The organism is Hoeflea sp. TYP-13, assembly GCF_040932035.1.
Lineage (GTDB): Bacteria > Pseudomonadota > Alphaproteobacteria > Rhizobiales > Rhizobiaceae > Hoeflea_A.
In genome coordinates this window covers 192,450-209,864 of the sequence record NZ_JBFRBB010000003.1, presented here as the reverse complement: position 1 = coordinate 209,864, position 17,415 = coordinate 192,450, and the positions used below count along the sequence as shown (strand labels likewise).

Here is a 17,415-nt window from a genome sequence, read left to right as displayed (position 1 = left end):
CGCGCCAAATTCATCAAAAGTCACTGCGACAGTTCCTTCAGGCCAAGCCGGATCAGTGTGGCGGAATCGGCTGTTTCACCGGCCGATTTCATCGCCGCCGCGACAGCATTTGCCGCCTGATCCCTTGAATAGCCGAGATTGGACAGGGCAGAAACCGCATCCGTCACCGGGCCGGCTGCCGCGCCTTCACCGAGCTCCTGCTTGAGGCCGATAGCGGCGCCGGCCTCGCCGGCATAGGCCGGCGCCTTGTTCTTGAGTTCCGTGACAATGCGTTGCGCGACTTTCGGGCCGATACCCGGCGCGCGGGCAACCGTTGCCTTGTCCTGCAGCGCGATGGCATTGGCAAGATCAGCGGCCGATAGCGTCGACAGTACCGCCAGCGCCACCTTAGCGCCGACGCCCTGAACGCTTTGCAGGAGCCGAAACCATTCCCTCTCAAGTGCCGAAGCAAATCCAAACAGCTTCAATTGGTCTTCGCGAACAAATGTCTCGATATGCAGAACGGCAGCCTCGCCTACGCTGCCTAGTCCGCCGAGTGTGCGCGCCGAACAGAACGCCACATAACACACGCCGTGAACATCGATCAGCACATGGTCCTCGCCGATTTCATCGATGGTTCCCTTGAGCTTTCCGATCATGCGGTCCGCGCCTCCGCCTGTTCCGCCAGCTTGAACCGGCCGACGGCGCTCTGCCTGTGATGGGCATGGCAGATAGCAATAGCCAGTGCATCGGCCGCGTCGTCGGTATCGAACTGCGCCTTTGGCATCAGCACCTTGACCATCATATGGATCTGCTTCTTGTCGCCATGGCCGACGCCGATCACCGATTTCTTCACCGCATTCGGCGCATATTCAGCGACCTGCAGGCCTGCCAGCGCCGGCACCAGCATGGCAATGCCTCGCGCCTGACCGAGTTTCAGCGTGGCCGTCGCATCCTTGTTGACAAAGGTCGCCTCAACCGCCGCCTCATGAGGCATATATTCGTGCAGAACCTGCGACAGACCGTCATGCAACTGGCAGAGCCGGGACGCAAGATCCTTTGCCGCGTCTGAGCGAACGGTGCCCGAAGCAACAAAGCGCAACGAATTGCCAAGGCTCTCCACCATTCCCCATCCGGTTCTGCGCAAACCCGGATCGATGCCGATGATGCGTGTAATATCTGCCTGGGCCATGTCCCCGTCCGTTGTTTGCCGCATTTGAGCTATGCCACAGAAATGCGAACAAAACAAAAACATTTCGTAAATTCCAACAAAAAACCCGGATCACCGGACCCGGGTTCTTCGCCGTCAGATATCAAGCTGGTATCTCAGGCATCGGCGAGTTTGGCCATAACCTCGTCCGAGATCTCGAAATTGGCATAAACGTTCTGAACGTCGTCGTCGTCTTCCAGAGCGTCGATCAGCTTCATCAGCGTGCCGGCTTTCTGTTCATCCACATCGGTGCTGGTTTGCGGTTTCCACACGGGCTTGACGGATTCAGCTTCGCCCAACGTCGATTCCAGCGCACTTGAAACATCGCCAATGGCTTCGAATGCACATGTGATCGTATGCCCTTCCTCGCCGGACTGGACATCGTCGGCGCCTGCCTCGATCGCAGCTTCCATGACCGAATCCTCGTCGCCCGCATCCGCCGTATAGACGATCTCGCCGACGCGGTCGAACATGAAGCCCACCGAGCCGGTCTCGCCGAGCGCCCCGCCATTCTTGGAAAAACACGCACGCACATTGGAAGCGGAACGATTGCGGTTGTCGGTCAGCACTTCCACAATGATGGCAACGCCGCCGGGACCATAACCCTCGTAGCGGATTTCCTCGTAATCTTCACTGTCACCACCGGCGCCCTTGTTGATGGCGCGCTGAATATTGTCCTTCGGCATGGACTGGCCCTTGGCGTTCTGTACCGCCAGCCGCAGCCTCGGATTGCCTTCGATGTCGCCGCCGCCCATCTTGGCCGCAACGGTCAATTCTTTGGACAGTTTGGAGAACAGCTTCGAGCGCACGGCGTCCTGCCGTCCTTTCCGGTGCATGATGTTCTTGAATTTTGAATGGCCTGCCATGGCACTCCGTCCACTTTTTAGGATTTCTTGATTGCGCCGCCTTATAGGCAAGTCGGAACCCGCCGTCCAGACGGCTGGCATCCATGCGGCGGCGCGCGCTCACACGCGTGCTGATCATGTGCTGGCATTGCAGCTTCAGAACTGCAACCGGCGGATTTATTTTATCAAAGCACTACTTGATCAGCCCGGTCGAAATTGAGCGAAATCACACATTTTGGGTAATTTGTCACTATTTCGCTTAAAATGATCCCCGTTATGGTGTAACGAGTGCGACATTTAAGAAATACAGCCGGTAGGGCAGTGCCGGTCGGATACTTAAACATATTGGGACGGGCGATATGAAAATACACTGGGGCTTTGTCAGCTTGCTGTGTGCACTGCCGGTGGTTGCTGGCATTGCCGGTGGCTGGAACATCGAAATTGTGACGCAGACGCTGCAGAATATCAGCGATGAAAGCACACCGCGTCCGGTTTCCATCTGCCAGGCCGTTGCCTCGAAGCCGCAGGCTATCCCAGTTGTTCCGGCCGCCGGCGATCCGCTGAACAAGGAACAGGTCCGCATATCGTTTATCGGCCATTCCACCTATCTCATCGAAACACCGCAGGGCGTGACCATCGCCACCGACTACAACGGCTATGCGGGCGACAACGAGCCGCCGCAGGTGGTTACGATGAACAAGGCGCACTCAAGCCATTTCACCCTGCAGCCGGACCCGGCGATCGAGAACGTTCTGCCGGGCTGGAACCCCAATGGCGGTCCGGTCGATCATGACCTGGTTATCGGCGATACCTATATCCGCAACGTCACCACCGACATCAGGTCTGGATTTGGCGGCAGGGAGCCTGACGCGAATTCGATCTTTATATTTGAGGTCGCGGGCCTTTGCATCGGTCATCTCGGTCACCTCCACCACGAACTCGAAGATCGCCATATCGCACAAATCGGCAGGCTCGACGTTTTGATGGTGCCGATCGATGGCGGCCTGACCATCGGTCACGAAAAGATGAGCGATATCGTTAAGCGCCTGCGCGCCTCGGTCATATTGCCGATGCACAGGCGGGGCGGGTCGATCGATGCATTCCTGAAGCTTTTCGGAAGCGACTTTGCCCGTGAATTCAGCACCGACAGCTCCATGACCGTCACGCTCCGCGACTTGCCGAAGCAGCCGACCATCATCGTCCTCAACGGCGTTTGAAACACCGCAACCGTGCAACGCGCTAGAACACAGGCAGCGCCTCTTCGAGACGCGGACCGATACGAAGCGGCTGGATCGATTCGGCAAGACCCGTCCGGTCTGAGATCAGAACCGCAACACCACAAATCATCGCCGGCCCTGTAGCGGCCTCGAAGCGTCCCTTGGGAATTTTGGTGACAAACCGGTTGATCGGCTCTTCCTTGTCCATGCCGAGCGAGGAATCGTAATCGCCGCACATGCCGGCATCCGATATATAGGCCGTGCCGCCATCAAGCACCTGATGGTCGGCGGTCGGGATATGCGTATGCGTTCCGACCACCAGACTGGCCCTGCCGTCGACGAAATGTCCGAAACACTGTTTCTCGCTCGTCGCCTCGGCGTGGAAATCGATGATCACCGCATCGGCCTGTTCGCCCAGCGGACACGCCGCCAATTCCCGCTCGGCCGTCATGAACGGATCGTCCAGATCAGGATGCATAAATATCCTGCCCATGATGTTGGTGACCAAAACCCGCGCACCATTGCGCGCCATATAGACACCTGAGCCCTTGCCAGGCGTTCCATCAGGAAAATTGGCGGGTCTGATGAACCGATCCTGACGCTCGCAGAAACTGAGCGCTTCGCGCTGGTCCCAGACATGATTGCCGGTGGTGACGACATCGGCGCCCGCATCGATGGTCTTGAGGAAGATTTCCTCCGTTATACCGAAACCGCCGGCAGCGTTTTCGCCATTGACGACGACAAAATCGAAACTGTAATCGCTGATCAGCTCGGGAAGTTTTTCCCATACCGCTGTACGGCCGGACCGTCCGACCATATCCCCCAGAAACAAAAAACGCATTATGACCTGGTGTGAGGCATGGAACGCAGCCCCCCCTCCGTTAAGATTGATGGCAAGGCGACATCATGCGCTTCGCTTGGAACCGCGTCCACCTCCTGCACATCAAAGGCCACCCCGATCAGTCGCGGTTCCATTCCCTTGTCGAACAGCCTGGCAATCGCCCGGTCGTAATATCCCGCACCATATCCGATGCGATGGCCGGTATGGTCGAATGCCGCCAGCGGCACAAGCATCGTCGTCGGATCGAGCACCGCCGCTTCCGGACCCGGACCGGCGGTTCCGAACCCGGTCTCAACCATTTCGGCACCGCGCACCAGTTCGCGAAAAACGATGGTGGTTTTGTCCATGATGACAGGCAGGCAAAGCCGGGCACCCTTCTCCCGCAGAGTAAACATCAGCGGCCTTAGATCGACCTCCGAGCGGATCGGCCAGAAGCCGGACACGATTTCGCCGGGCCGGATCTCGATCTCTGCCGCACCAATCTTCTCGATAGCCAGACTTGCCTCGATGCGCGTTTCGGCATCCAAGGCATCACGTGCACCGAGTGCCCTTCGGCGAAGTTCCGATTTCAACTGCTTTTCGGACATGAAGCGGCCCGCTTTTAGGGAAAAACAAGCGATCCGCGGCAACCGACGGAAGTTTTACGATCCCGGGAACCTACAAAGTAGGTGGGCGCCGTGTGTAAAAACCCACGGGTCTAAACAGGGACAGCTCCCTTAGGATCGATTAAGGCCCCGGGGATTGTGTTTCCAATCGAGAGGCGCAGACCGCCGCGGGAATATAGTGGCGCCACAGGCAAAGCGCCAGCCTAAAATTGGGGGGTCATATTGGCAGGTCAGCTCTTTTCGAGCTTCGTAGCGATTCGCTCCACCTGATCGGTGATATGGATAAGAGTCTTGGCCAGTCTCGCATCGGCGTCGTCGACGCGTTCAAGCGCCGTATCGCGGGTTTTCTTGAGGCTGGAAACCTCGCTTTCAAGGCCGCTCAGCTTGCGCTGCGCCTCACTGAGCTCATCCATGACCAATATGCCGGCCATTACGGTTATGCGCAGATCGCCGATCTCGCCAAACTCACCCTTGAGATGTCCGACATAGCGGTCGAATTTACTGGCCAGCTCAGTGAGGTGTTCCTCCTGCCCCTCCTCGCACGCCATCCGGTAGGCTTTGCCGTCGATATTTACCGTGATCTGTGCCATCAGCCTATCGATCCATAACTGCGCGAATAGTCTCCATTGCAGTAACCAGTCTACGGGAGACCTCCCGATTGGCATCCTCTAGACGGGTTGCGCGATCTTCCGACTGGTCAAGTTCCTGAGCGAGTCGCGAGCGGTCCGCATTGAGACGCTGGACCTCTTCTTCCGCATCGGCAAAGTCGCTTTCCTTCTCAACGCGGCCGTCAACCGCGTTCTCAAGTCTAGTGAGAGCCTTATTAAGGCTTTCCAGCGCTGATTTTGCTGTTTTCTCACCCGACATCGTCTTGTCCCATGCCTTCGAGTTCACAAACCTTTTGATTCTCGGGCACTTACCACGCAAAGATTAAGCGGCGCGGGAACCAGCCGTCAAATCATGTTGCCAATCCGGCGCAATTCGGTTGGGGATAACCCGATTGCACCACCGCCAGAGCGGACTTTTTGCCAATTGCCGGAAAGCACCAACGTGATTTCGACTTTTTTGGGCGGCGAATCACACATCCCCACGCATAACGATGCCGACATTTATTGACTCCACGACGCCACCTGCTATGTGTCACCTGCTTTTAACAGGCGGCTGTAAAAGGTCTGCCCGAAGACACCCTGAACAAGCTGAAAAGTTATGATCCCAAGCGAAAAACATGATCGGATGGCAAACGCGATCCGCTTTCTCTCCATGGACGCCGTTGAAAAGGCCAAATCAGGTCACCCCGGCCTGCCGATGGGGGCAGCCGATATAGCCACTGTCCTGTTTACCCGGTTCATGACCTTCGATCCCAAGCGGCCCGAATGGCCGAATCGGGACCGCTTTGTGCTGTCCGCCGGCCACGGCTCGATGCTGATCTATTCGCTGCTCTATCTGCTCGGTTACGAAGACATCACACTCGACGAAATCAAGAATTTCCGCCAGCTCGGCTACAAAACCGCCGGCCATCCGGAATTCGGTCACGCCGCCGGCATCGAGACCACGACCGGTCCGCTTGGCCAGGGCCTTGCCAATGCCGTTGGCATGGCCATTGCCGAGCGCAAGCTCGGTGACGAGTTCGGCGACGACATGATCAATCACTACACCTATGTGCTGGCTGGCGACGGCTGCCTCATGGAAGGCATCAGCCAGGAAGCAATCGGCCTTGCGGGGCACCTCAAGCTCAACAAGCTGATCGTCTTTTGGGACGACAACGGCATCTCCATTGACGGATCTGTCAGCCTTTCCGATTCGACCGATCAGATCGCCCGTTTCCAGGCCAGCGGCTGGCATACAATCAGCATTGACGGTCATGACCCGGATGCCATTGCGAGCGCCATCGAAGAAGCGCAGTCTTCCGACAAACCGACAATGATCGCCTGCAAGACAATCATCGGCTTCGGCGCTCCGAACAAGGCAGGCACGGCCAAGGCGCATGGCGCACCGCTTGGAGCCGACGAGATCGCAGGCGTCCGTGACAAGCTGAATTGGGCACATGAGCCATTCGACATACCTTCCGATGTGCTTGACTGCTGGCGCCTTGCGGGCCTGCGGTCCACCAAGGAATGCAAAGCCTGGGAGGAGCGCGTTGCGGCGGCCGATGCAGAACGCCGAGCTGCCTTCACGCGCCGCATGGACGGCGAATTGCCGGGCACCTTTGAAGGAGCAATCGACGCCTACAAGAAAAAGCTGGCCGAAGACAAGCCAACCCTTGCCACCCGCAAGGCATCAGAAGCCGCACTTCACGTCATTAACGGGATTGTTCCCGAAACGCTCGGCGGCTCGGCCGACCTCACCGGCTCCAACAACACCAAGACCGAACACACAGACGCCATCACGCCGGACGATTTTTCCGGCCGCTATATTCACTATGGAATTCGCGAACACGGCATGGCGGCCGCAATGAACGGCATCGCACTGCATGGCGGCCTGATCCCCTATTCCGGCGGCTTCCTGATCTTTTCGGACTACTGCCGGCCTTCCATCAGGCTTGCCGCGATCATGGGCATTCGTGTCATTCACGTGCTGACGCACGATTCAATCGGCCTTGGTGAAGATGGCCCGACCCACCAGCCGGTTGAGCACCTTGCATCCCTGCGGGCCATGCCCAACCTGTTGATGTTCAGGCCGGCCGACGCCACCGAAACCGCCGAATGCTGGCAGCTCGCGCTGGAATCGGAAAGCAGACCCTCGGGCATTGCGCTGACGCGCCAGAACCTGCCCGCAGTCCGCACGACCTATATTGAAGAAAACATGTGCGCCTACGGCGCCTATGACCTGGTTCCGGCCAGCGATGCGGATGTCACGATCTTCGCATCCGGCTCGGAAGTGGAAATCGCCCTTGAAACCGCCGGGAAAATCGAGGCGGCAGGACATTCCGCCCGGGTCGTTTCCGTTCCGAGCTTCGAATTGTTCGAGGAACAATCCGAAGAATACAAGCAGGCCGTATTGGGCAATTCGCCCGTCAAGGTCGCCATCGAAGCCGGCGTGCGCCAGGGATGGGACCGCTTTATCGGCAATGACGGCATTTTTGTCGGCATGAGCACCTTTGGTGCCTCCGCGCCCTACAAGGAGCTTTACAGTCATTTCGGAATAACCGCCAATGCGGCTTTTGAAGCCGTGGAAGCAAAGTTGAACAATCTGGAAGGCCGGGCCGCATAGGCATCGACCGGCAGGCGGCTCAAGTTTCATCGCCTGCTCCAACCAGACGCAACCGCATCATCGAACGGGAGAATATCCATGACCGTCAAAGTCGCCATCAACGGATTTGGCCGCATTGGCCGCAACGTGCTTCGCGCCATCATTGAATCGGACCGCAACGATATCGAGGTCGTTGCAATCAACGATCTGGGACCGGTAGAGACAAATGCGCACCTGATCCGTTACGACAGTGTGCATGGCCGTTTCCCGGGCACCGTGACCGTCGAAGGCGATACGATTGATGTCGGCCGCGGCCCCATCAAGGTCACCGCCATCCGCGACCCCAAAGAGCTGCCCTGGGCCGATGTCGACGTTGCGCTCGAATGCACCGGTATTTTCGCAGACCGTGAAAAAGCCGCCATGCACCTTGAAAACGGCTCCAGCCGTGTCCTGGTTTCAGCGCCGGCCTCCGGTGCCGACAAGACCATCGTCTTCGGCGTCAACGACAGTGCGCTGACAGCGGAAGACCTGGTCGTCTCCAACGCATCGTGCACCACCAACTGCCTGTCGCCGGTCGCCTATGTCCTTAACAATGCAATCGGCATTGAAAAGGGCTTCATGACAACAATCCACTCTTATACCGGCGATCAGCCCACACTCGACACCATGCACAAGGACCTTTACCGCGCCCGTGCTGCCGCCATGTCGATGATCCCGACCTCAACCGGCGCCGCCAAGGCCGTCGGTCTTGTCCTGCCGGAACTGAACGGCAAGATGGACGGTGTTGCGATCCGCGTGCCGACGCCGAATGTCTCGGTTGTCGATCTGACCTTCATCGCCTCGCGCCAGACCTCCGTCGAAGAAATCAACGCGGCCATACGCGAAGCCGCAAACGGTGAACTGAAGGGCATCCTCGGGTTCACCGACGAGCCGCTGGTTTCTATGGACTTCAACCACGATCCGCATTCCTCGGTGTTCCACATGGACCAGACAAAGGTAATGGAAGGCACCATGTGCCGCATCCTGACCTGGTATGACAATGAGTGGGGTTTCTCCAACCGCATGTCCGATACCGCGGTTGCCATGGGCAAGCTCATCTAAAACGGGTGCTGGGCGCATGTTGCAGCTAAGGCCGAATTGCGAATATTGCGACACGGACCTGCCGGCAAATGCGCCCAACGCCATGATCTGCACTTACGAGTGTACCTTCTGCGCAGATTGCGTAGAAAACGTCCTGCACAATGTCTGCCCCAATTGCGGCGGTGGATTTGAAAAGCGGCCAATTCGGCCGAAAGCGGCACATCGGCCCGGAACCGGGCTGGCAAATGCGCCGGCATCTGCCAAACGGATGCATCTCAAACACGACCGCCAGGACCTTGCAGCCTTCATAGACAAACTTCGCAACATCCTTCCCGAAGAGCGCTGATTATGACCGATTTCAAAACCCTTGATTCCCTGACCGACATCGCCGGAAAGCGGGTTCTGACACGCGTCGACCTCAACGTTCCGGTTCAGGACGGCCAGGTAAGCGATACGACCCGGATCGAACGCATTGCGCCGACACTGCGCGAGCTGTCCTCCAAGGGGGCGAAGGTTATCCTGCTGGCCCATTTCGGCCGGCCCAAGGGCGCCGTCGTCGAAAGCATGTCGCTGGAGCCTATTTCCCACAAGGTCGAGGAGGTGCTCGATCACCGGGTGCACTTCGCCGCGGACTGCATCGGCAAGGAGGCGCACGATGCCGTGGAGGCAATGGTGAACGGTGACATTTTGCTGCTTGAAAATGTCCGCTTTCATGCAGGCGAAGAAAAGAACGACCCGGCCTTTGCAAAGCAGCTGGCTGAAAATGGCGATATCTACGTCAACGACGCGTTTTCAGCAGCGCACCGTGCCCATGCTTCGACCGAAGGCCTCGCACACCTGCTGCCATCCTATGCCGGCCGCACGATGCAGGCGGAACTCGAAGCGCTCGAAAAGGGTCTCGGCAATCCTGCCCGCCCGGTTGTGGCGATTGTCGGCGGCGCCAAGGTCTCGACCAAGCTGGACCTGCTGATGAACCTCGTCGGCAAGGTCGACGCACTGGTCATCGGCGGCGGCATGGCCAATACATTCCTTGCGGCCAAGGGCACCGACGTCGGCAAATCCCTGTGCGAGCACGATCTTGCGGCAACCGCCAAGCAGATCATGATCGAAGCGGCTTCGAACAGCTGCGCCATCGTGCTGCCCGTCGACGCGGTAGTGGCAAAGGAATTCAAGGCGGGCGCCGAGTGCGAAACCGTCGACATAAAAGCCGTTCCGTCCGATGCCATGATCCTCGATGTGGGCGACAAGTCCGTCTCTTCCATCAATGATTGGATCGGCAGGGCAAGCACACTTGTCTGGAACGGGCCGCTCGGCGCATTTGAAATCGAACCCTTCGATGAGGCAACCGTCGCGGCAGCGAAATTTGCCGCCGCTCAAACCGCCGAGGGCCTGCTGACATCGGTTGCCGGCGGCGGAGACACCGTTGCCGCGCTCAACCATGCAGGCGTCGCCGGCGACTTCAGCTATGTGTCGACGGCAGGTGGTGCTTTCCTGGAATGGATGGAAGGCAAGCCGCTGCCCGGCGTCGATGCGCTGAAACGGTAGTTTTCGAATAATTTCGCTATTTAGGCAGACATTTCATTGGCTTCTCCGGGCCTGCCGGAAGCCGCTGTTTCATCATCCGTCATCAACTCAAAGACACTGATCGGTTTTTTGCGACCGCGCAGCATATGCGAACCGGCGGGTCTGAGACCTTCCGGATCCGCCGCTGCAGTGCGGCACGCAGAGGAAACCAGAATAACAATATCGCGGTCCTCGATGATCTGCTTGCCCAGTTGCTCCAGTCTGGAAGCGACGTTCACGATATCACCGACAACGGTGTAGTTGTGGCGGTCCGTGCCACCAATGTTGCCGACAACTGCACGGCCGGTGTGGATGCCTATCCTCAACTTCAGCGGCTGCTCGCCATCGGCGGCTCTTTCGCGGTTTCCAATCTCGAATGCATTGGCAATCCGCCGCGCCGCCTCAAGTGCGTTTCTGGCGTGATCCTTGTCGGCCTCCGGTGCGCCCCAGAAGGCCATCAAGCCATCACCCATGAACTTGTCGACCGTTCCACCGCAGGCGGCAATCTCCTCGCACAACAGCGCGAAATGCTCGTTGAGAACCTTGACGACATCGCCGGCGGTCATCTGCTCGGACATCGCGGTAAATCCGGCCACATCGGTGAACATCACGGTGATTTCACGCTCCACTGACCGGGTCGCCTCGGTTCCTGAATGCAGCAGGCGCTTGACCAGTTCCTTGGGAACATAGTGCCCGAACTCGGTGAGCGCCGTGTGCATGGAGTTCATCGCCTGGACCTGTCCGTCGATCTCGCGGACCCGCGATGCGGGCAGCGGCTTGTAGGCACCAAGGTCAAGATTGGCAAACTGCGATGCTGTTTTTGAAATCCTTGCAAGCGGCCGTGACAGGCGGTTTCCGAAGATGACCGCCAGAACCACCGCAAGTATCAGCGCCAGCAGCCCGATCAGTGCGGAAATGCGAGCGCGTCGCAATTCGCTGCCGAGATCCGCGGCGTTGAAATAGGCGGCAAGCACATAGGGCTGCTTGGACATTGCCGCTATTTTCTTGGTTATGACGACATATTCGTTGCGCCGGGCATTTTTTATGTTGCGGACACGAAAACTGTCCGCACCGGATTCGTTTTCCATTGCCTCCCGGTCGATTTTACCGGCAATCCCCTGCACGGCGTCGTCGGGAAATTCGTTGATGGGAATGGACGGATTGTCACGAAAAAGCTGCGGGAGATACGAGTGAGCAATGATCTCGTCCTCGCCGTTCATGACAAAGGTTCTGGTTTCATTGGCGGTTCCAATGCCTCTGACAATACGGTTGAGGCTGTAGGCGCCGACGGCCGCCACCACCATGCCGTCGACTTTTCCTCTTCGGGACAAGGCATAGGTCACGTTGTGAAAGAGGACGCCGTTGCGGATCACCGGATCCTGCCATTCGGCCTTACCTGCCTTCGGAAACTGCTGGATCGCGGGCCGGCGCTTTCGTTCGGCTCCACCTCGGCCCGGCATCAGCTGCACTATTTTTTGCTGCGGCGTTCTGATCAGTCCGGATATCCGTCCGTTGCCATCGACAATGGCAATGTTTTCGACCACCTGATGGCTTAAGAGCAGCGTCTTCAACACCGGCGTCTGCGTTGTATCGTCGCCGATCTCGAATGCGTTCTGTTCGTAGAGCTGAGCAACGCTGCGTACCGTCCGCTCCGCATCCTCCGCATCCTTCTTGAAGGACCGCTCCATTCCCTCGATCAGCAGCGTTGCCTGACGGTCGAGGAGCGAGTGCGTGTTTGAGAAATTGGCAAGAACCGACATCACCAGAACACCGCCGACCGACAGGGCCACCAGCCCGCCAAACCCGACAATCAGCAAAAGACGCAGGGAAACCGTCCGGCGGATCTTCGTCTTCTTTGCCGTGTTGTTATCGACCGCTTTCAGCACCATTGCTCGGCAACCCTTCTTTGAAAATTCGAGACTATACACCCAATTGCGGTGCAGTTGCGTCGGCACCGCGACCGGTCCACATTTCGTTGCCAACCGTCGCGCAAACCATGTTCACAAATCATTTGAGGATTTCAATCGATTGAATATTATTCAATCGATTCAATTGGCGATGCCGCCATTTTCCTGATCGTGGACTTCTGATATCGCCATGGAAAATTCAATGCCTCTGCAGATCGCCGGAATTATCAAAGAGCAAATTCAAGCAACTGATCGCTCCGCCATTCCAATTGCCGAGGCCGCCCGCGCCTGATGACAAGGAGACTTACCCCATGAGTGAACGTTTGGAAGATATTGCCGCCGCGATGGTTTCGGCAGGAAAAGGAATTCTGGCCGCTGATGAATCCACCGGCACGATCAAGAAACGTTTTGACTCTATCAATGTCGAATCGACCGAGGAAACCCGTCGTGACTACCGCGAGATGCTGTTCCGCTCTTCCGAAGCAATGAGCAACTACATTTCCGGTGTCATCCTGTTCGACGAAACCCTGCGCCAGAAAGCCGCCGACGGTACACCGCTGGTCGATATCATCAAGGCATCGGGTGCCGTTCCCGGTATCAAGGTCGACGGCGGCGCTAAGCCACTGGCCGCCCATCCCGGCGAAACAGTGACGGAGGGCCTCGACGGCCTGCGCGAGCGCCTGGAGGAATATTACGGTCTCGGCGCGCGTTTTGCCAAATGGCGCGGTGTGATCGCCATCTCCGGCGACCTTCCCACAGGCGGCGCCGTTCGTGCCAATGCCCATGCGCTGGCCCGTTATGCGGCGCTTTGCCAGGAAGCGGGCATCGTTCCCATCGTCGAGCCGGAAATCCTCATGGACGGAGCACCGGGAGACCATTCCATCGACCGCTGTTATGAAGTGACGGAATGGGTGCTGCGCACCGTTTTTGCCGAACTCTACGATGCGCGCGTCAATCTTGAGGGCACCGTTTTGAAGCCGAACATGGTCATTGACGGCAAGAACGCCCGCAACGCGTCGGTTGAGGAAATCGCCGAAAAAACCGTTCGCTGCCTGAAGGCAACGGTACCGGCAGCGATCCCCGGGATCGCCTTCCTTTCCGGCGGACAGAGCGATGAGGAAGCAACCGCGCACCTTTCGGCGATGAATGCCGGCTACGACCTGCCGTGGCAGCTCACCTTCTCCTATGGCCGCGCCCTGCAGGCTGCATGCCTGAAAGCCTGGAGCGGCAAGTCGGAAAATGTCGCCGCCGGACAGCGCGCCTTCACGCACCGCGCCCGCATGAACGGTCTTGCCGCTACCGGCAACTGGAACGCCGATATGGAAAAGGCCGCCTGAGCAACAATGTCCCGACCGGGTCATTGCGGTTCGGACGGTTGTTCAAGCTTGACATGTCACGACTGCTGAGGCGTCATGACGAGGAGGCTCCGGTATCGCCGGAGCCTTTTGTTTGACACCAACCGGTCGCGGACAATGAGGTATATGATCTACGGCTTGGTAAGCTGGCTGCTGGCGCCCGTTGCGCTTGTGCAGGGCATGCTTCTGCGCTCCCGCACACCACGCCTGCAACCGCCGGATGGCCGGCCCTTCGGGCAAGTCGGATCCGGTAGCGAGCCGGCATATCGCCTGTTGGTTATCGGCGATTCCTCGGCAGCCGGTGTCGGAGCAGATCATATTGATGAGACCGTCGGGGCACAGCTCGCGCAAATACTTCATGAGCAGACCGGAGATGCGGTTTCATGGCGCAATGCCGGCTCGAACTCCGCAATTTGCGAGGAAGTGCGCGACCACGTTGTGCCCAATCTGGAGCGCCTGCCCTACACCCATATCATTGTCGCTGCCGGCACCAACGACATGAAGAATTTCCTCACTGCAAAACGCTTCAAAAAAGGATTTGGCGGCCTGCTCTATGCACTGAGGGCGAAATGGCCGGAGGCAGCCATCATCTGGTCGCCAATGATCGACATGCGCACGGTTCCGAGCCTGCCCGCCGCTCTTGCGAATATCCTGGAAATGCGTGCAAGGATCATTAACCGGAAAGGGCGCCAGCTCTGCCGCGAGCGTTATGCAATTGCCGCACCGCAGCTCCAGACGCTCGATTCTTCAGGGTTTTCAGTCGACGGATTTCACGCCTGCGGTAAAGGCTACCGTTTCTGGGCGGAGCTGCTCGCCGGTACCATCCTCGAACAACGGGACGCGGAACTGAAATCCGCCGCAACCGTCGCCAAGGCGGCGGAATAACATCGCGTCCCACGGACGGTGTCAATGGGACAGGTTTCTGCGGATCAGACCTGCAACACCACCACGATCATCATGGCCAGGAACGCAAAGACGGCGATTTTCCAGAAATCGGCGCGTTTTTTAAGCCCCGGCAGCCCCAGTGGCCTGATGATATGGGCGATCATCGCAAGCAGCAGCACGATGGCGATCACTTTGGTCATGCTTTGTGAACCTACCCGATATCCAGCACGATCTTGCCGATGTGGTCGCCTTCTTCCATGCGGCTGTGAGACGCCGCCGCGCGGTCAATCGGGAAGATCGTATCCATCACCGGGGCGACGGTTCGTTTTCCCAACAGCGGCCATACTTTCCGCCTCAGCTCACTTGCGATGTCTGCTTTGAAGTTGATCGATCTGGCCCTCAGGGTGGAACCCGTATGGATCAGCCGCTTCATCATCAGCTTTGAAAAATCAGCCTCTGCAACACGGCCGCGCAGAAAGGCAATTTGCACAACGCGTCCCTCGACCGCGGCAGCATCGTAGTTGCGGGAAATATAATCTCCGCCAACCATGTCGAGTATGACATCCGCGCCCTCGCCGTCCGTTTCCTCTTTCACGGCAGCGACGAAATCATCCGTCTTGTAGTTGACTGCCCTGTCAGCGCCAAGGTCCCTGCATGCCTGGCACTTGTCGTCCGACCCTGCCGTTGTAATCACGTTCGCCCCGAAGGCTTTTGCAAGCTGGATCGCGGTCGTGCCGATCCCAGACGATCCGCCGTGGACGAGCAGCGTTTCAGCTGCCTTCAGTCCGCCGCGCTGAAAAACATTGTGCCACACCGTAAAATAGGTCTCCGGTATGGCCGCGGCTTCGCTGAAGCTGAAGCCGGCGGGAATCGGCAATGCGTTGGTTTCATGAACCGTGCAGTATTCGGCATAGCCACCGCCCGGGACAAGTGCACAGACCCGGTCGCCGACTGAAAACGAAGTTACACCCGCACCCACAGCTGCAACCTCGCCGGCAACCTCCAGGCCTGGTATGTCGGGAGCGCCAGGCGGAGGCGGATAAGCCCCCTGCCGCTGCAGGCAATCGGGACGGTTAACCCCGGCGGCCTTGACCGCGATCAGCAGTTCGCCTGCCTCGGCCTGTGGATCCGGCCGATCCACAAGCTGCAGCACTTCCGGTCCTCCCGGCTCGCGAATTTCGACTGCTTTCATGACTGCTCCCCATGCCTGTGGTACCGGCTTAGTGTTGGATTCTCCGCAGATATTCCCATATCATTCAATGTTTACAATGCCCATGGAGGAAAGCATGTCTATTTTTGAGGACGAGCCGGAAAAGAACCCAGTCGCCCACGAAATCGGATGTGACCTGTCGCTGATCTCGGTGGATGAGCTGGAAAACCGGATCGCATTGCTTCAGCAGGAAATCTCCCGCCTGGAGGCTGAAATATCCTCAAAGCACAAAAGCAAGAGTGAAGCGGAATCGTTGTTCCGATAGCGCGAAACCAAGGAGGTTTGGGTTAAGATCCGGTTAGCAAATCCCTAAAAAAGAGTTTTTTAGAAAACCTGTTAACCAAGCATTAAGCTTTACGAGTCATTATTGTTGATATCCAGTTCTTCTGGATTCGGACCGAATGACCAAGCGTCATTCTGTTTGATGCCTCCCTGTTAAACTTCTGAGAGCCGCCATGCGGCTCTTTTTTTTGATTTCATTAAATATTTGGGGACAAACGGGCCCTCTCGGGGCAATGGTTTGCAACGTCTTGCACCCGTTAACCTTTCCTTAAGAATTGCCTTGCGTAAAACAGCATCAGGCACCACTGTGCAATCAGGTCTCGGCGGGGATATGGCGGAGCTGAGACTTGATGGCTGCAAAAGCAAGTGTAATATAAAAGAGTACGAGGCAACCGGCATGGCAGACATGCAAAAGAACACAATTCAGTTTGCAGAACGCGTAACCTCCTCCACCTCCTTTAAGACGCTCTACGCGGAAGGTATGGGGCTGGTCGAGGAGACGGCCGGCTATCTGGACGGCACCGGCCGCACGGCAGCGAAAGCTCTGCCGCGCATGGCGTCGGTCCTTTATGCTGCGGAATCGATGCGCCTGACCACCCGGCTGATGCAGATGGCCTCCTGGCTGCTTCTCCAGCGGGCCGTCAACAATGGCGAAATGACCCGCGAACAGGTCGTGGCCGAGAAGACCAAGGTCCGCCTTGACGGATTTGCCTGCGACCGCAGCGCCCCCGGATGGGACGACCTGCCCGAAGCGTTCCGCGATCTGGTGGAGCGCTCACTGCGCCTGCAGGCGCGTGTTGCGCTTCTCGACAAGGAAATCTATCAGCGCAAGGGTCCCAAGAAACCGCCAGCCAATCCGGACAACGAAAATTCGGTTAAGGCGCAGATTTCTCTGCTGCAGACCGCTTTTGGAGGTAGTTAACTCCATCCGTTCAGCACAAACGGAAAAACAAAAAACCCCGCTCGAATGAGCGGGGTTTTTTGATACTTGCTTTCCGGTCGCAGACAACCGGACCGATGCGTCCTTAAAGGCCGAGACCTTCGAAACGCTTCTTGAACTTGGATACACGGCCACCACGGTCGAGCAGGTGCTGCTGGCCGCCCGTCCAGGCCGGATGGGCCTTCGGGTCGATTTCCAGCGTCATGGTGTCGCCTTCGGAGCCCCAGGTGGAGCGGGTCATGTATTCGGTGCCATCGGTCATGACCACTTTGATCATGTGATAGTCGGGATGGATATCAGCCTTCAT

At 57.9% G+C, this 17,415-nt stretch carries 20 protein-coding genes and 1 other RNA gene; 9 read left to right on the top strand and 12 right to left on the bottom strand.

What is annotated here, in order from left to right; genetic code table 11:
- Positions 1-20 precede the first annotated feature (20 nt).
- The 3 genes from ruvA to ABVT35_RS18100 all read right to left on the bottom strand — a co-directional run bounded on the left by ruvA (position 21) and on the right by ABVT35_RS18100 (position 2,055).
- Positions 21-638 carry a Holliday junction branch migration protein RuvA gene (gene ruvA / locus ABVT35_RS18110; protein ID WP_368468212.1) on the bottom strand — a complete coding sequence of 206 codons (618 nt, stop codon included), beginning with the start codon at positions 636-638 and terminating at the stop codon, positions 21-23.
- Positions 635-1,171 carry a crossover junction endodeoxyribonuclease RuvC gene (ruvC, locus tag ABVT35_RS18105; protein WP_368468211.1) on the bottom strand — a complete coding sequence of 179 codons (537 nt, stop codon included), beginning with the start codon at positions 1,169-1,171 and terminating at the stop codon, positions 635-637. Before ruvC ends, ruvA begins: the two co-directional genes overlap by 4 nt.
- Positions 1,172-1,305: 134 nt before the next feature.
- The gene (locus ABVT35_RS18100) at positions 1,306-2,055 is read right to left on the bottom strand and encodes a YebC/PmpR family DNA-binding transcriptional regulator (RefSeq protein WP_368468209.1); all 750 of its coding nucleotides are present in this window, start codon (positions 2,053-2,055) and stop codon (positions 1,306-1,308) included.
- Positions 2,056-2,393: 338 nt separating this feature from the next.
- Between ABVT35_RS18100 and ABVT35_RS18095 the strand changes: the two genes are divergently transcribed.
- Positions 2,394-3,251, top strand: coding sequence for an MBL fold metallo-hydrolase (locus ABVT35_RS18095; protein WP_368468208.1), 858 nt, complete (start codon positions 2,394-2,396; stop codon positions 3,249-3,251).
- Positions 3,252-3,273: 22 nt separating this feature from the next.
- On the opposite strand, the gene ABVT35_RS18090 is transcribed toward ABVT35_RS18095, so the two are convergent.
- The 5 genes from ABVT35_RS18090 to ABVT35_RS18070 all read right to left on the bottom strand — a co-directional run bounded on the left by ABVT35_RS18090 (position 3,274) and on the right by ABVT35_RS18070 (position 5,564).
- Positions 3,274-4,092, bottom strand: coding sequence for a TIGR00282 family metallophosphoesterase (locus tag ABVT35_RS18090; protein WP_368468206.1), 819 nt, complete (start codon positions 4,090-4,092; stop codon positions 3,274-3,276).
- Complete coding sequence (locus ABVT35_RS18085) at positions 4,092-4,679, bottom strand: 5-formyltetrahydrofolate cyclo-ligase (RefSeq protein WP_368468204.1); 588 nt, start codon at positions 4,677-4,679, stop codon at positions 4,092-4,094. Before ABVT35_RS18085 ends, ABVT35_RS18090 begins: the two co-directional genes overlap by 1 nt.
- 26 nt (positions 4,680-4,705) lie before the next feature.
- Positions 4,706-4,864, bottom strand: a non-coding RNA gene (gene ssrS, locus ABVT35_RS18080) — 6S RNA.
- Between the two features lie 63 nt (positions 4,865-4,927).
- Positions 4,928-5,287 (bottom strand): cell division protein ZapA, encoded by a 360-nt coding sequence (locus ABVT35_RS18075; RefSeq protein WP_368468202.1) that lies wholly within the window; start codon positions 5,285-5,287, stop codon positions 4,928-4,930.
- 4 nt (positions 5,288-5,291) lie between these two features.
- Positions 5,292-5,564, bottom strand: coding sequence for a DUF4164 domain-containing protein (locus ABVT35_RS18070; RefSeq protein WP_368468843.1), 273 nt, complete (start codon positions 5,562-5,564; stop codon positions 5,292-5,294).
- A 339-nt stretch (positions 5,565-5,903) separates the two neighbouring features.
- On the opposite strand from ABVT35_RS18070, the gene tkt reads away from it, so the two are divergent.
- The 4 genes from tkt (at position 5,904) to pgk (ending at position 10,511) form a co-directional block, all read left to right on the top strand.
- Positions 5,904-7,907: a transketolase gene (gene tkt, locus ABVT35_RS18065; protein ID WP_368468201.1), complete on the top strand. Its 2,004-nt coding sequence runs from the start codon at positions 5,904-5,906 to the stop codon at positions 7,905-7,907.
- 78 nt (positions 7,908-7,985) lie between these two features.
- Positions 7,986-8,987: a type I glyceraldehyde-3-phosphate dehydrogenase gene (gene gap / locus ABVT35_RS18060; protein ID WP_368468200.1), complete on the top strand. Its 1,002-nt coding sequence runs from the start codon at positions 7,986-7,988 to the stop codon at positions 8,985-8,987.
- A gap of 16 nt (positions 8,988-9,003) precedes the next feature.
- Positions 9,004-9,312, top strand: coding sequence for a DUF1272 domain-containing protein (locus ABVT35_RS18055; protein ID WP_368468199.1), 309 nt, complete (start codon positions 9,004-9,006; stop codon positions 9,310-9,312).
- 2 nt (positions 9,313-9,314) lie between these two features.
- Positions 9,315-10,511, top strand: a complete 1,197-nt coding sequence (gene pgk / locus ABVT35_RS18050; RefSeq protein WP_368468197.1) for a phosphoglycerate kinase — start codon at positions 9,315-9,317, stop codon at positions 10,509-10,511.
- A gap of 20 nt (positions 10,512-10,531) precedes the next feature.
- Here the strand turns inward: pgk and ABVT35_RS18045 are convergent, their stop codons facing one another.
- A complete protein-coding gene (locus ABVT35_RS18045) occupies positions 10,532-12,418 on the bottom strand; it encodes an adenylate/guanylate cyclase domain-containing protein (RefSeq protein WP_368468195.1) in 1,887 nt (628 codons plus the stop codon).
- 329 nt (positions 12,419-12,747) lie between these two features.
- Between ABVT35_RS18045 and ABVT35_RS18040 the strand changes: the two genes are divergently transcribed.
- Positions 12,748-13,773 carry a class I fructose-bisphosphate aldolase gene (locus tag ABVT35_RS18040; protein ID WP_368468193.1) on the top strand — a complete coding sequence of 342 codons (1,026 nt, stop codon included), beginning with the start codon at positions 12,748-12,750 and terminating at the stop codon, positions 13,771-13,773.
- A 144-nt stretch (positions 13,774-13,917) separates the two neighbouring features.
- Positions 13,918-14,676 (top strand): SGNH/GDSL hydrolase family protein, encoded by a 759-nt coding sequence (locus tag ABVT35_RS18035; RefSeq protein ID WP_368468191.1) that lies wholly within the window; start codon positions 13,918-13,920, stop codon positions 14,674-14,676.
- 44 nt (positions 14,677-14,720) lie between these two features.
- On the opposite strand, the gene ABVT35_RS18030 is transcribed toward ABVT35_RS18035, so the two are convergent.
- Positions 14,721-14,876: a hypothetical protein gene (locus ABVT35_RS18030; protein ID WP_368468189.1), complete on the bottom strand. Its 156-nt coding sequence runs from the start codon at positions 14,874-14,876 to the stop codon at positions 14,721-14,723.
- Between the two features lie 11 nt (positions 14,877-14,887).
- Complete coding sequence (locus tag ABVT35_RS18025) at positions 14,888-15,868, bottom strand: NAD(P)H-quinone oxidoreductase (RefSeq protein WP_368468186.1); 981 nt, start codon at positions 15,866-15,868, stop codon at positions 14,888-14,890.
- A 94-nt stretch (positions 15,869-15,962) separates the two neighbouring features.
- Between ABVT35_RS18025 and ABVT35_RS18020 the strand changes: the two genes are divergently transcribed.
- The gene (locus ABVT35_RS18020) at positions 15,963-16,151 is read left to right on the top strand and encodes a DUF1192 domain-containing protein (protein ID WP_368468184.1); all 189 of its coding nucleotides are present in this window, start codon (positions 15,963-15,965) and stop codon (positions 16,149-16,151) included.
- Positions 16,152-16,565: 414 nt separating this feature from the next.
- Positions 16,566-17,090, top strand: a complete 525-nt coding sequence (locus ABVT35_RS18015) for a DUF1465 family protein (RefSeq protein ID WP_368468182.1) — start codon at positions 16,566-16,568, stop codon at positions 17,088-17,090.
- A gap of 103 nt (positions 17,091-17,193) precedes the next feature.
- Here ABVT35_RS18015 and rpmE read toward each other — a convergent pair whose 3' ends face one another.
- Positions 17,194-17,415 carry a 50S ribosomal protein L31 gene (gene rpmE / locus ABVT35_RS18010; RefSeq protein WP_368468180.1) on the bottom strand — a complete coding sequence of 74 codons (222 nt, stop codon included), beginning with the start codon at positions 17,413-17,415 and terminating at the stop codon, positions 17,194-17,196.

Bases quoted from the DNA above. Each gene is read 5' to 3' on its own strand.
- ruvA (WP_368468212.1), bottom strand. From the start codon at position 638: ATGATCGGAAAGCTCAAGGGAACCATCGATGAAATCGGCGAGGACCAT.
- ruvC (WP_368468211.1), bottom strand. From the start codon at position 1,171: ATGGCCCAGGCAGATATTACACGCATCATCGGCATCGATCCGGGTTTG.
- ABVT35_RS18100 (WP_368468209.1), bottom strand. From the start codon at position 2,055: ATGGCAGGCCATTCAAAATTCAAGAACATCATGCACCGGAAAGGACGG.
- ABVT35_RS18095 (WP_368468208.1), top strand. From the start codon at position 2,394: ATGAAAATACACTGGGGCTTTGTCAGCTTGCTGTGTGCACTGCCGGTG.
- ABVT35_RS18090 (WP_368468206.1), bottom strand. From the start codon at position 4,092: ATGCGTTTTTTGTTTCTGGGGGATATGGTCGGACGGTCCGGCCGTACA.
- ABVT35_RS18085 (WP_368468204.1), bottom strand. From the start codon at position 4,679: ATGTCCGAAAAGCAGTTGAAATCGGAACTTCGCCGAAGGGCACTCGGT.
- ABVT35_RS18075 (WP_368468202.1), bottom strand. From the start codon at position 5,287: ATGGCACAGATCACGGTAAATATCGACGGCAAAGCCTACCGGATGGCG.
- ABVT35_RS18070 (WP_368468843.1), bottom strand. From the start codon at position 5,564: ATGTCGGGTGAGAAAACAGCAAAATCAGCGCTGGAAAGCCTTAATAAG.
- tkt (WP_368468201.1), top strand. From the start codon at position 5,904: ATGATCCCAAGCGAAAAACATGATCGGATGGCAAACGCGATCCGCTTT.
- gap (WP_368468200.1), top strand. From the start codon at position 7,986: ATGACCGTCAAAGTCGCCATCAACGGATTTGGCCGCATTGGCCGCAAC.
- ABVT35_RS18055 (WP_368468199.1), top strand. From the start codon at position 9,004: ATGTTGCAGCTAAGGCCGAATTGCGAATATTGCGACACGGACCTGCCG.
- pgk (WP_368468197.1), top strand. From the start codon at position 9,315: ATGACCGATTTCAAAACCCTTGATTCCCTGACCGACATCGCCGGAAAG.
- ABVT35_RS18045 (WP_368468195.1), bottom strand. From the start codon at position 12,418: ATGGTGCTGAAAGCGGTCGATAACAACACGGCAAAGAAGACGAAGATC.
- ABVT35_RS18040 (WP_368468193.1), top strand. From the start codon at position 12,748: ATGAGTGAACGTTTGGAAGATATTGCCGCCGCGATGGTTTCGGCAGGA.
- ABVT35_RS18035 (WP_368468191.1), top strand. From the start codon at position 13,918: ATGATCTACGGCTTGGTAAGCTGGCTGCTGGCGCCCGTTGCGCTTGTG.
- ABVT35_RS18030 (WP_368468189.1), bottom strand. From the start codon at position 14,876: ATGACCAAAGTGATCGCCATCGTGCTGCTGCTTGCGATGATCGCCCAT.
- ABVT35_RS18025 (WP_368468186.1), bottom strand. From the start codon at position 15,868: ATGAAAGCAGTCGAAATTCGCGAGCCGGGAGGACCGGAAGTGCTGCAG.
- ABVT35_RS18020 (WP_368468184.1), top strand. From the start codon at position 15,963: ATGTCTATTTTTGAGGACGAGCCGGAAAAGAACCCAGTCGCCCACGAA.
- ABVT35_RS18015 (WP_368468182.1), top strand. From the start codon at position 16,566: ATGGCAGACATGCAAAAGAACACAATTCAGTTTGCAGAACGCGTAACC.
- rpmE (WP_368468180.1), bottom strand. From the start codon at position 17,415: ATGAAGGCTGATATCCATCCCGACTATCACATGATCAAAGTGGTCATG.